This window comes from Arenimonas sp. (assembly GCF_041919775.1).
GTDB lineage: Bacteria > Pseudomonadota > Gammaproteobacteria > Xanthomonadales > Xanthomonadaceae > Arenimonas.
Genome location: NZ_JAYRTE010000006.1, coordinates 45,908 through 57,879, shown reverse-complemented (window position 1 = coordinate 57,879; position 11,972 = coordinate 45,908). Strand labels below are relative to the sequence as shown.

Sequence of the window (11,972 nt, the reverse complement as noted above, 5' to 3'; positions counted from 1 at the left end):
GATTCACTTCCATGAACGCGCGCCTGCGCATCGCCACCCCGTTTTTGCGCACCGGGGCGCGAATCGTTCACGATGGTGCCAACGCCCAAGGAGAGCAGCGCATGCCCTCGACCTGCGACACCATCATCCTCGGCGCCGGCACGGCCGGCCTGGCGGCCCTGCGCGAAGTGCGAAAGCGCACCGACGACTTTCTGCTGGTCAACGACGGCCCCTACGGCACCACCTGCGCGCGCGTGGGCTGCATGCCGTCGAAAGTCTTCATCGAGGCCGCCAATGCCTTTCATGCCCGGAAGAAGCTGGGCGAATTCGGCGTCAGCGGGGCCGACCGGCTGGCGGTCGACATCCCGGCGGTGCTGGCGCGCGTGCGCAAGCTGCGCGACTTCTACGTGTCGGGCGTGCTCAAGGCCACCGAAGACCTCGGCGATCGCAATATCGCCGGTCGCGGCCGGCTGCTGGGTCCCGACTGCGTTGCCGTGGGCGACCGGGAGTTTCGTGCCCGTCGGATCATCCTTGCCACCGGCTCGCGGCCGGTGCTGCCGGGCCCCTGGGCAAAGCTGGGCGAGCGCGTCTTCACCACCGACTCGCTGTTCGAACGCGCCGACCTGCCCCGACGCATCGCGGTGATCGGTTTGGGCGCGATCGGCGTCGAAATGGCGCAGGCGCTGTCGCGGCTGGGCATCGAGGTGACCGCCTTCAGCAGCAGCGACCGCCTGGCCGGCCTGCACGACGAAAAGGTGAACGCGACGCTTCGCGCCCTGCTTGACCAGGAATTCACCATCCACACCGGCCACGAGGTCGGGCTTGAAGCGGCGGGCGACGGCGTGCGCGTGCAGGCCGGTGGAACCCACGTCGAAGTGGACGCGGTGCTGGCCGCCATCGGCCGCCGCCCGAACCTGGACGATGTCGGCCTGGATACGCTGGGCGTGGAACTGAGCGACAAGGGCCTGCCCCCCTTCGAGCCCGGCCTGCTGCGCATCGGCGACACCCCGGTCTTCATTGCCGGCGACGTCAACACGCATGCGCCGATCCTGCACGAGGCCGCGGACGAGGGTTTCATCGCCGGCCGCAACGCGATGGCCGACGAACCGATCTGCTACCAGCGGCGCACGCCGCTGGGCGTGGTGTTCTCCGACCCGGTGTCCGCGCACGTGGGCCAGCGCCGGTCGGAACTGCCGGACGACACCGTCGTCGGCGAGGTGGACTTCCGCCGCCAGGGCCGCGCCCGCGCGGCGCAGAAGAACGAAGGCCTGCTGCGCGTCTACGCCGCCCGCGACACTGGCTGCCTGCTCGGCGCCGAACTGTGCGCGCCTTCGGGCGACCACCTGGCCCACCTTCTGGCGCTGGCCGTCGACCAGCAGCTCACGGTCTTCGACCTGCTACGCATGCCTTTCTACCACCCGGTACTCGAAGAGGGCCTGCGCACCGCGCTGCGCGACGCCGGCAAGCAGGTCGACGACAGCCCCGACCGCAGCGACCTGGCGAACTGTCCGGCGATGGGGACCGAGGCGCTGGACTGAGGCCGGGCCGCTGCGTTCAGTGCTTCCCGCGCAGCATGTCGTTGCGGGCCTGTTCGGCCCGGGAGGCACCGATCTTGGTTTCGACGTTCTTGACCTCTTCGGGCGGCGGCAGCACGGCCGGCAGACCCAGCGACTTGATCCACAGCTCGCGGGTCCAGCCCGTGGTGTGCAGCAGGTGGTGGTCTTCATCGTTGCCGATCGCCTCGCGCGCCCGGCGCAGCACGGTGATCTGGTCACCCGAGCATTTCTCGGCGATCAGGCCGATCAGCTCCCAGTTCTGGTGGTCCTTGGTTTCCGCCAGCACCACGCACTCGCCAGCACCACGCACTCGCCGGCAACCAGCTCCGCGGCGGCGGCATCGCCTTCGTCGCGGGCGATCTCCATGGCCTTCACCAGCGCGTGACCCAGGTGGGCGACGACCTTGCGGCCCGGCGACTGCGCCTGCGGATCCAGGCCCAGCGATTCGAAGACGCTGAGCAGGATGTCGCGATGGCGCTGGGTTTCCTCCAGGTATTACTTCCACTCCTTGCGCAGGTCGTCGTTGACGGCGCACCCGATCGCGGTGGTGTAGACCTGGATGCCGCCGAGTTCGGTTTCCAGGGCCTGGAGCAGCAGCTCCTCGAGCTGCGGATGGTCGACCTTGTGCTTCATGGCTTGCCTCTTTGCTTGGGGGGAGTCGATAAGTCGGTAGCAATCTCCGTGCCACAGCCGGGCAGCAGCGCCGCACGCCAGGCGGCCAGCTTGCGGTCGTAGCTGAACGTGGCGTTGGCGGGGCTGGTCGAGGGCAGGCGCACGGTGGACACCGGCCGCACGGATTCCACCTGTGCATGGATGTGCGAGCGGTACACCTGTTCGGCGAATGCGCCGTTGAACACGATGCGCTCGAGGCGGGGCTGGCTCTGCACGAGGCGGTCGATGGCGTTGACGCGCATGCTCGCGCGGTCGATCGCGGCATCGAGGCTGCCTTCGCGATGGCAGCTGGCCAGCACGTCCCAGACCGCGACGCCGGTGCCCCGGAGCGCTTCGACGCGAACGCCGTAGGGCAGCTCGCGCGGAATCAGGTAGAAGTCCTGGATGATCCGCCAGAAGTGGTTGCGCGGATGCGCGTAGTACTCGCGCTTGCGCAGCGATTCAGCTCCCGGCATGGAACCGAGCACGAGCACCCGGGCATCGTCGCCGAGCAGGGGCGGCAGACCCTTGAGCGGCAGCGCCGGGTTTGCATCCGGCAATCCCCGGGGTGGCGAAACGGGCGTTTCGCAATTCCCTTCCAGGACGGGAGAGGCCGGGCTGCGCATCACATCATCGCCAGCTCGGTATTGGTCAGCGTGCCGTTGTAGTGGTTGCGCAGCTGCACCTTTCGCTGCAGGTCCTCGATGATCACGCTGCTGAAGTCGATGCCGGTCAGGTCGTCGGCCATCGTGATGCCGCCGGGCGTGTCGACGTTGATCTCCATCATCTTGTCGCCCGCGATGTCCAGGCCGGCCAGGTACATGCCGTCGCGCATCAGCTTGGGGCCGACGATCTCGGCCAGGCGCAGCGCGCTTTCGGTCGGCACGGCCATCTCGTACTTGCCGCCGGCCGTGATGTTGCTGCGGGCATCGCCCGAGTCGTTGTAGCGGCGGATGCAGGCATAGGTGCCGTCCACGCGCAGGGGCCGGCCGTTGAGCATAAGCAGGCGGAAGTCGCCCTTGGCCGCTTCGGGCAGGTATTCCTGGGCAATGGCGTAGCCGTCGCGCGTCACCGCCTCGATCATCTGGTTGAGGTTGCCCCCGCTTTCGGGGGTGATCACGAAGACGCTCTGGCCACCGGAGCCCTGCAGCGGCTTGATCACCGCGCTGCCGTCGTTGGCCTTGATGAACTCCTTGATCTCGTCGGTGTCCCGGGTGATGCAGGTGAGCGGCCGCACGGTTTCCGGGAAGTGCTGGAAATAGGTCTTGTTGGAAGCATCGGTCAGGTGCACCGGATCGTTGAGCACGATGACGTGCTTGAGCACCGCCAGCTGGGCGAACAGCAGGCCGCTGTTCGGCGCCCAGGGCCGCTTGTCGAGCTCCTCGGCCGGGTCGCTGCGCAGCATCAGTACGTCCAGCTCGTCCACCTTCACCCGCTCGATGCGGGCGTCCTTGCCCTGCAGGTCGGCGAGCAAGGCGTCGTCGTCCTCGTAATCCGTTCCCGAAGGCCGGTGGGCATTGGCGTGGATGCTGCCATCGGCGGAATAGATGAAGTCGCCCAGCCCGATCAGGCAGACGTCGTGGCCGCGACTGATCGCCGATCGGGCCAGGCGGATGGTGGTGTAGTTGTTCTTCTCGGTCGCCATGTCGTTGATGACGAATCCGATGGAGATCACGGGTTTTTCCGGGGCGATCATCAGCACGGCTCCTTGTGGAAGAGTTCTTCGACCGGGGTGTTCCGGCAGGCCTGCAGGCGCTGCACCGCGGCGGGGTCGGACAGGTAGCGCGGCATCAGCTCGGGCGCATGCAGCCAGCCCTCGTCCGCCAGCTTGTCGAGGCTGCGGCATTGGGCCAGGGCGAACTTGCCGACGAACAGGCGCTTGAAATCGCCGTCCTTGTGCAGGTATTCGACCAGGTCGCGAAGGCCGGCCAGGTAGACCGCGTCCTTGGTCAGCCCGCCGCCGCGCAGGGCCCGGACGGCGGTGTCGAAGGCTTCGTCCTCGTCGAAGCCGTGGTCCTCGTGCAGGTGCCCAAAGATGGCCGGCACGTCGGCGCCGTTGATCGCCAAGTCCACCGCGACCACGCGCGCGGCCAGCGTGCGCAGGCGTTCGCCGGGCAGGAATCCGGCCAGGTACTCGCCGAGTACGCCCAGGCCTTCCTGCAAAGGGTCGTAGTGGGCCAGCCCGACTTCGAGCTGTTTGAGCGGCTGCTTGTGGCCGTTGTGGCGGGTCAGGATGTGGGTGCCGATCTCGTGCTGTATCAGCGGCTGGATGCGCGCGCGGGGCAGCCGCACCTCGCCGTCGATGTAGAAGGTGCCGTGGGAAACCATCATCGACGAGTTGAGGTCGTCGTCGATCTCGACCCGGATCGCGAAACCCTCGCAGTGTTCGCGGTACCAGGCGATTTCCGCCTCGGTGGCGGCCAGCACGTCGTCGATGCCGGCGTCGTCCGGCAGTGCGTGGCCGCCGTCGACGGTGTCCAGGATCCGCTGGGCGAGGTCGAGCAGGCGCGGTTCGACGCCGCCGAAGAGGTCGATGCTGGCCTCCAGGAAGCCCTCGGTGCCGCGCAGGCGGACAAGTTCGATCTGGCGGTCGAGCTCGCGCTGCTTTTCGGACAGCAGCGCCGACAGCACCGGCGATTCGATGTCTTCCACCGGCAGGTCCAGCAGCTCCTCGCGCGTGGCATGCAGGTCGATGGCCACCGGGGCGTAACGCAGCGGACCGATGTGCCGGAAGCCGCTGTCACGGAAGCCGCTCCAGAGCACGTCGTTCTGGATCGGCGAAAGCGCCAGCAGCCAGTCGATCTCCGCGTCCAGGCGGGCAAGCTCGCGGTCGACGCCCGCCGCGACGGGCGGCAGTTCCCGAGGTTCCATCAGACGCGCCCCCAGCGTCCCCGAATCGCGGCCACCGCGCGCTCGAGACCGGTGCGCAGCCCCTCGAGCTCCGCCAGGTCGGCCTGGGACGTCCACTCGTCCATGAAGATCTTCTTGTACTCGAGTGAAATCGTGCACACGTCGCTGCCGTAGCGCGCATACACCCACTCGGGGAAGTGGCCGCCGGTGGGGTAGCGGATATTGCGGCGCACGTCCGGGGCGGGATTGCCGGCCTGGCTGCGCGACAGCACCGCGGTGAAGTCCGCGACCATGTCGCCCCAGCGGGCCGGGTCGAGCGTGGTCACGCCGAGGTCGATGTCCGGGTTGCCGGCGGCGTCGGCCGCAGGTGCGCCGGCACCGTCGCGGCGGTGGTTGTAGCTGTGGATGTCCAGCAGGAGCAGCGAGCCCCAGCGCTCGAGGCGCTGTTCGATCAGGCGGGTGATGTCCTGGTAGAAGCGGTCGTAGCGCGCGAGCGAGGCGTCGACTTCGGACGCCGGCAGGTCGTCGCGCCAGATCTTCAGGCCCCAGGTATCCGCCGGGTCCGTGGAAATGGCCTTCGCGCGCGGCCGGTTGAGGTCGTAGGCGAACCGCGAGCTGCGCACCTGCACCGCGGTATCGCCCACCGTGCACAGCACGCCGGTCAGCGGATCCTCTTCGCGACGGCGATCGGCGTCGCTGATCGCGAGATAGGGAAGCAACGAAGGCCGGATGCCGTGGCCGTCATGGATCGCCGTCGCCAGCACCGGCCCCGGTCGGGAGAGGATGTGCCAGTCGCCGCTACCTGCGTCGGGATCCGGGTGCAGGGAGTTTTCCGCGGCGAGCTCGTTCTTGGTGTCAGGATTGAGCATGGCCGGGATACTCCCAGCGCCGGCATGACTCGCGGATGAGCGCATCGCCGGGGCGAGGGCGCGTCTTCAGGAACAGCGCAGCTACCTGAGCGGCAGCTGGCCAGGCACGCAGCCGCGTGCTGCTCAGGCCGGCTGCAGCAGCCGCAGCCCGAACCAGTCCCTGGGATCGTTCCAGCCGTGCACCACGCGAAGACCGGCGCGGGCCGCCAGCGCGGCGAAGCCTTCATCGGTGTACTTGTGGCTGTATTCGACCTGCATGGCTTCACCGGCGGCGAATCCGAACGCCCTGCCCTGCACGGTGACGTTCTGCGCGCGCTGGCTGTCGATGAAGGTTTCGATGCGGCCGGCTTCGGGCACGTACACGGCCCGGTGGCGGAAGGCATCGAGGTCGAAATCGGCGCCGAGTTCACGGTTGAGGCGTGCCAGGAGATTAAGCGTGAAAGCGGCGGTGACGCCGGCGGCGTCGTTGTAGGCGGCTTCGATCAGCGCCGGCGATTTCTGCAGGTCGATGCCGATCAGCGCGGCGCCCTCCGCACCCATGGTTTCGCGCATCGCCGAGAGCAGGCGCACGGATTCGGCGTCGGTGAGGTTGCCCAGGGTCGAGCCGGGGAAGAACACCAGCACCCGCCGCGCCTGCCGCTCGGGTTCCGGAAGCGGAATGCGTTGGGTGAAGTCGCCCAGCACCGGCAGCATCTGCACCGGCCCGAACTCCTGGTCCAAGCGCTGCACGCTGCCGACCAGCGCGCTGCGGGAGATTTCCACCGGCGTGTAGGCCACCGGATCCTCCAGTGCATCGAGCAGCAGCCGGGTCTTGCGACCGCTGCCGCTGCCGTATTCGACGACGTGCGCCCGCGGACCGACGGCGGCCGCCACCTGCGCGGCGCACTGCCCGATCAAGGCCAGCTCGACGCGCGTCAGGTAGTACTCAGGCTGCCGGGTGATTTCCTCGAACAGCTCCGACCCGCGCCGGTCGTAGAAATATTTCGACGGCAGCCGCTTTGGCGACGCGGCCAGGCCCTTGAGCACGTCGCCGAGCAGGTCGTCGCGGCTGGGCTGCAGGCCGGTCAGTTCAACCGTTTCGGGGGAGGCGGCGGTCATGGCAGGTCCTTGGCCAGGCGCAGTCCGGAGAACTGCCAGCGGGCATGGGGCGGGAAGAAGTTCCGGTAGCTGGCGCGGATGTGGCTCGCGGGCGTTGCGCAGCTACCGCCGCGCAGGATCACCTGGCCACTCATGAACTTGCCGTTGTACTCGCCCAGCGAGCCCGGCAGCGGCCTGAAGCCGGGGTAGGCGGTGTAGGCCGAAGCCGTCCACTCCCAGACATCGCCGAAAAGCTGGTGCGGGCCGGGCCCGTCGCCGGAACATGCCTGCGGATGCAGGGCGTCGGCGTCGAGAAGGTTTCCCGACGTTTGCTGCCCGCCTGCGGCATGCTCCCATTCGGCCTCGGTAGGCAGCCGGGCGCCGGCCCAGCGCGCGAAGGCGTCGGCTTCGTAAAGGCTCAGGTGGCAGACCGGCGCATGCGGATCGCGTTCGCGCCAGCCGGCCAGGGTGAACTCGCGGGCACCATCCTCGTGCCAGTACAGCGGGCGCTGCCATCCTTCCGCCTGCACGCGGTCCCAGCCGTCGCTGAGCCAGAGGGCAGGATCCTCGTAGCCGCCCTCGGCAACAAATTCCAGGAACTCGGCGTTGGAAACCGGCCGGCTGGCCAGCGCATGCGCCGGCAGCAGCACGCGATGGCGCGGCGATTCGTTGTCGTAGGCGAAGTCGCCGGCACCGGGCCAGGCGGCCGCGCCCATCTCGACCGGCTGCGCCTCGTGGCCGTTCCAGTGCACCACCCGCGGCTCGCCGTGCACCAGGGCCAGGTCATTGCGATAGGCCGGGCCCAGTGGATTGCGCCAGAACGCGTGCTTGATGTCGGTGAGCAGAAGTTCCTGGTGCTGCTGTTCGTGGTGGGTGCCGAGCTCGAGCACCCGCAGCGTCCTGTCGTCGAAGGCGCCGGCCAGGAGCTTGTCCAGCAGGCGCGCATCCACCACGCGCCGGTAGTCCAGCACTTCGGCCAGCGTCGGCCGCGACAGCAGGCCGCGCTGCGCCCGCACATGGAAGGGACCGACGCTGTTGTAGTAGCTGTTGAACAGCAGATCCCAGCGCGGCTCGACCGGCTCGTAACCCGCATCCGCCCCCAGCACGAACTTCTCGAAGAACCAGGTCGTGTGCGCGAGGTGCCACTTCGCGGGGCTGGCGTCGGGCATCGACTGCAGCATCGCGTCCTCGGCCGACAGCGGCGCCGCGAGCGCCAGCGAACACGCGCGTACCTCACGGTAGCGCGTGGCCAGCGCTTGCATCTCGGGTGGGGGCTCCCGGTTTCCTGCGGTCTGGGACGTAGGAACTCGCATTGCTTCCGAGGATAGCGCCGCCGCGTGAACGATGCATGATCCTGGCGGGTGCGGCCGGCGGGCCCGGGACGACACGCTGCCGTAAAGTAGTCGCCATGCCACGCGCCCTGCCGACGCTGCGTTTGCCCGATCCGGTCACCGTGCCGATGGACCAGGCGCCGGACGCGTTCGTGCTGGAAGGGGATGCGCTCTACCTGGACTGCGCGGCCCAGGGACCGCGCCTTCGCAGCGCGCACGCGGCCGCGATGGCGGCGATGGACGCCGCGGCCCGGCCCTGGCAACGGGTCTCACCGACACCACAGGAGCAGCGCGACATCCTGCGCGCGCTGCTCTCGCGCCTGTTCGATGGTGATGCGGAAGCCATCGCGCTGGTGCCGTCCGCGGCGTTCGGGCTTGCGGCGGCCGCCAACAGTCTCGCGCTGGCGCCCGGCGACAGCGTGCTGGTGCTCGACGGCCAGTTCCCGTCCAACCTGCTGTGCTGGCAGCAACGCTGTGCCGACACCGGTGCGCGGCTGCGCGGCGTGTTCCGCGAGCCCGGCCAGGACTGGACCGACGCGGTGCTCGCCGCGATCGCCGCCGACCCGCGCCTGCGCATCGCCGCCCTGCCGCAGGTCCGCTGGGACGACGGCGCCGTGCTCGACCTCGACCGCATCAGCGCGGCGCTGCGCGAGCGTGGCATCGCGCTCGTTCTCGACCTCAGCCAGAGCCTGGGCGTCGTCCCGCCCGATGTCGGACGCTGGCAACCCGACTTCATCGTCTCGGTGGGCTACAAATGGCTGCTGGGTGCACGCGGCCTGGCCTGCCTGTGGGTAGCGCCGCGCTGGCGCGAACACGGACGGCCCATCGAACACCACTGGCTCGCCCGCGACGGCGGGCCGGACTGGCGTTTCGGCGTGGATGCCGCCGCGTCCTTCGCCGCCGGCGCACGCCGCTTCGATGCCGGTGGCCTGGACGATCCGGTGCGGCTGGCCCTTGCCATTGCCGGCCTGGCGCAGGTGCTCGCCTGGGAGCCGGCGAAGATCGCCGCCGCGCTGGGCGAACGCACCGACGCGCTTCACGATGCCCTCGATGCCGCGGGCCTGTCGGCTTGGACAAGCCGTGGCCATGCGCCGCACCTGATGGCGCTGACGCCCCCCGACGACCTCCTGGCCGCAGCGGACGCCGCGCTGCGCGAGGCCGGCATCAGCTGCACCTGCCGCCATGGACGCCTGCGCATCGCGCCGCACCTGCACGTGGCCACCGGCGACATGACGCGCGTGGCCGACGCGCTTTCCCGCGCTAGCCGCCAGGGCCCCCGAGCAGCGTGTAGGCCGCGCTGACCGGGCCGCCGATACCCCGGGCGTATTCGGCCGTGAAGCCCGGGAAAATCGCCACCACCTTGCCACCCTCCATCCGGTACCAGCTGCGGCACTGGGTCCAGACCGAGCCCGACAGGCGCTGCTGCAGGCCTGCGTTGTAGGCTCGCATCACGTCCCCGCGCACCTCGATGGCGCGGTGGCCTCCGGCCTCGACCGCGCGCATGCAGGCGATGGCGTGGCGCACCGCCGGTTCGATGTAGAGCAGGGTCGAGGTGTGGCCGGTGGCGGTGTTCGGGCCCAGCATCAGGAACAGGTTCGGGAAGCCGGCGACGCTGACGCCGTGCCAGGCCTCGGGCCCGTCTCGCCAGGCCTGCTCCAGCGTCTGGCCGCCGCGCCCGGTGATGCGCAGGGACTGCAGCAGGTGCACGGTTTCGAAGCCGGTGGCGCAGACCAGCACGTCGAGCTCCCGTTCGCTGCCGTCCGTGCAGCGGATGCCCGTGTGCGTGATGCGCTCGATGCCCGCGGTCACCAGCCCCGCCTTGCCCTGGGCGAAGGCGGGATAGTAGTCGTTGGCATAGATGATGCGCTTGCAGCCCAACGGGTAGTCGGGCGTGAGCGCGGCGCGCAGTGCCGGGTCGGGCACCTGCGCCTGCAGGTGCCGTCGCGCCTGCCACAGCATGATCCGGCGCATGCGGCTGCCCTCATCGAATCCGCGCCGGCCCAGTTCCAGCACGGCCACCCAGAAGCGCCGCACGCCGGCCGCCACCGGCGGCAGCCGCGCCAGCCCGCGGTCGAACCAGCGGTAGCGCCGCTCCATGCGCGGCAGCACCCAGTTCGCGGTGCGCTGGAATACGTGCATTCGCGCCGCCTGCGCCGCCACCGGCGGGATCAGCTGCACGGCGGTCGAACCGGTGCCGATCACACCGACGCGTTTTCCCTGCAGCGGCACGCCATGGTCCCAGCGCGCGCTGTGCAGGCGATCGCCGCGGAAGTCGTCCAGGCCCGGGATGTCGGGCCAGCGCGGCTGGCTCAGCGGTCCGGTGCTGCAGATGAAATACCGCGACTCGAAGCGCTCGCCGCGTTCGGTGCGAAAGTGCCAGCTTGCGCTGGATTCGTCGAACCGCGCTTCCACCAGGCGCGTGCCCAGGCGCAGCCGCGCCGACAGGCCGTGTTTTTCCGCCAGCGCCTGCTGGTAGGCCTGGATCTCGGGGGCGTCGGCGAATCGCTGGCGCCAGTCCGGATTGGGCGCGAACGAAAATGCATACGCCGGCGCCGGAACGTCCACCTGCGCGCCCGGGTAGCGGTTGTCCCACCAGGTGCCGCCAATGCCGTCGCCCTGCTCGAGCATCACGAAGTCGTGCAGGCCTTCGTTCTGCAGGTTGATCGCGGCGCACAGGCCCGACATGCCCGCGCCCAGGATGACCGTGTGGTGGCGACGCGGCGTGTCACGCGCCGGCAAGGCGTCGAGCCGCGCGGCGACGAACTGCGCCAGCCGCGCCACCGCTGCATCCGCCGACGGCAGCTGGCCGGCGTGCAGCTGGAAGACATGCCAGCGGCCGGGCGTGAAATCGCGGCGGGCGTCGACGCCGGCGGACGCCAACGCTTCGAGCAAGGCTTCGGCCTGCGGCGCCAGGAGGTCGTCGCTGCCGAACTGCACCAGCGTCGGCGGCAGGCCGCGCAGGTCGGCCAACAGCGGCGAGACCAGCGGGTTGGTGGTGTCGTCGCCGGCATAGTTGCGTGCATTCGCTTGCGCCCAGGCCGGGCTGAGCAGGGCTTCGCCGGGCACGGGCTGCAGGGGCGAATCCGGGCGCAGGTCCACCAGCGGTGCGATCAGCGCGAGCGCCGCCGGTACCGGGCGGCCGGTGTCGCGGACCTTCAGGGCCAGCGCCAGCGCCAGGCCGCCGCCGGCCGAATCGCCGGCCAGAACCACCGGCCCGCGCGCGGCGAGTTCGTCGTAGGCCGCCAGCGCGTCGTCGAGCGCGGCCGGGAACGGATGTTCGGGCGCCAGCCGGTAATCGAGCACATGCACCGGCACGCCGCTGGCCCGCGCCAGCCACGCCGCCAGGCAGCGGTGGGTGCGCGGCGAGCCGGTGGTGTAACCGCCGCCGTGCAGGAACAGCACGGCACCCTCGCGCACCGCGGTGGCGCGCGGGTCGAGCCAGGTATCGCAGCGCACGCCGCCCAGCGTGCCCGGCGTATTTCGCAGTCCGTGCGGCAGTCGCCCGATGCCCGACAGGGCGCCCATCCACCGCCGCTGGAAGGCCGGAGAGAAGCGCGGATTGAGCACCGGCTTCACCAGCAGCCGCAGCGTTGTCCTTAGCAGGGCGGCGCGCAGCGTGTCGGGGGAAGCCATCGTGTTCGTCCGGGCCGGTGAGGGAA

11 protein-coding genes are annotated in these 11,972 nt (G+C 69.8%); 2 read left to right on the top strand and 9 right to left on the bottom strand.

Translation table 11 applies throughout. From position 1 onward, the window contains the following. Positions 1 to 101: 101 nt before the first annotated feature. The gene (locus ACE3TE_RS05655) at positions 102 to 1,517 is read left to right on the top strand and encodes a dihydrolipoyl dehydrogenase (RefSeq protein ID WP_374602998.1); all 1,416 of its coding nucleotides are present in this window, start codon (positions 102 to 104) and stop codon (positions 1,515 to 1,517) included. 16 nt (positions 1,518 to 1,533) lie between these two features. Here the strand turns inward: ACE3TE_RS05655 and ACE3TE_RS05650 are convergent, their stop codons facing one another. The 8 genes from ACE3TE_RS05650 to egtB all read right to left on the bottom strand — a co-directional run bounded on the left by ACE3TE_RS05650 (position 1,534) and on the right by egtB (position 8,244). Next, complete coding sequence (locus ACE3TE_RS05650) at positions 1,534 to 1,845, bottom strand: hypothetical protein (protein WP_374602996.1); 312 nt, start codon at positions 1,843 to 1,845, stop codon at positions 1,534 to 1,536. Positions 1,846 to 2,030: 185 nt separating this feature from the next. After that, positions 2,031 to 2,168 carry a hypothetical protein gene (locus ACE3TE_RS05645; RefSeq protein WP_374602994.1) on the bottom strand — a complete coding sequence of 46 codons (138 nt, stop codon included), beginning with the start codon at positions 2,166 to 2,168 and terminating at the stop codon, positions 2,031 to 2,033. Next, complete coding sequence (locus tag ACE3TE_RS05640; protein WP_374602992.1) at positions 2,165 to 2,746, bottom strand: DNA-deoxyinosine glycosylase; 582 nt, start codon at positions 2,744 to 2,746, stop codon at positions 2,165 to 2,167. The genes ACE3TE_RS05645 and ACE3TE_RS05640 overlap by 4 nt, the downstream gene beginning before the upstream one ends. A 65-nt stretch (positions 2,747 to 2,811) precedes the next feature. Next, positions 2,812 to 3,882 (bottom strand): hypothetical protein, encoded by a 1,071-nt coding sequence (locus ACE3TE_RS05635; protein ID WP_374602990.1) that lies wholly within the window; start codon positions 3,880 to 3,882, stop codon positions 2,812 to 2,814. Then, positions 3,882 to 5,057 carry a flavohemoglobin expression-modulating QEGLA motif protein gene (locus ACE3TE_RS05630; protein WP_374602988.1) on the bottom strand — a complete coding sequence of 392 codons (1,176 nt, stop codon included), beginning with the start codon at positions 5,055 to 5,057 and terminating at the stop codon, positions 3,882 to 3,884. The genes ACE3TE_RS05635 and ACE3TE_RS05630 overlap by 1 nt, the downstream gene beginning before the upstream one ends. Beyond that, positions 5,057 to 5,905, bottom strand: coding sequence for an N-formylglutamate amidohydrolase (locus ACE3TE_RS05625; RefSeq protein ID WP_374602986.1), 849 nt, complete (start codon positions 5,903 to 5,905; stop codon positions 5,057 to 5,059). The genes ACE3TE_RS05630 and ACE3TE_RS05625 overlap by 1 nt, the downstream gene beginning before the upstream one ends. Positions 5,906 to 6,028: 123 nt before the next feature. Then, positions 6,029 to 7,003 (bottom strand): L-histidine N(alpha)-methyltransferase, encoded by a 975-nt coding sequence (egtD, locus tag ACE3TE_RS05620; protein WP_374602984.1) that lies wholly within the window; start codon positions 7,001 to 7,003, stop codon positions 6,029 to 6,031. After that, positions 7,000 to 8,244 carry an ergothioneine biosynthesis protein EgtB gene (gene egtB, locus ACE3TE_RS05615; RefSeq protein ID WP_374602982.1) on the bottom strand — a complete coding sequence of 415 codons (1,245 nt, stop codon included), beginning with the start codon at positions 8,242 to 8,244 and terminating at the stop codon, positions 7,000 to 7,002. Before egtB ends, egtD begins: the two co-directional genes overlap by 4 nt. Positions 8,245 to 8,402: 158 nt before the next feature. Here egtB and ACE3TE_RS05610 point away from each other — a divergent pair, with 158 nt between their 5' ends. Continuing rightward, complete coding sequence (locus tag ACE3TE_RS05610; RefSeq protein WP_374603173.1) at positions 8,403 to 9,614, top strand: aminotransferase class V-fold PLP-dependent enzyme; 1,212 nt, start codon at positions 8,403 to 8,405, stop codon at positions 9,612 to 9,614. Here the strand turns inward: ACE3TE_RS05610 and ACE3TE_RS05605 are convergent. Further along, positions 9,574 to 11,946 (bottom strand): alpha/beta hydrolase fold domain-containing protein, encoded by a 2,373-nt coding sequence (locus ACE3TE_RS05605; RefSeq protein ID WP_374602980.1) that lies wholly within the window; start codon positions 11,944 to 11,946, stop codon positions 9,574 to 9,576. The two genes, ACE3TE_RS05610 and ACE3TE_RS05605, sit on opposite strands and share 41 nt — an antisense overlap. Between the last annotated feature and the right edge of the window lie 26 nt (positions 11,947 to 11,972).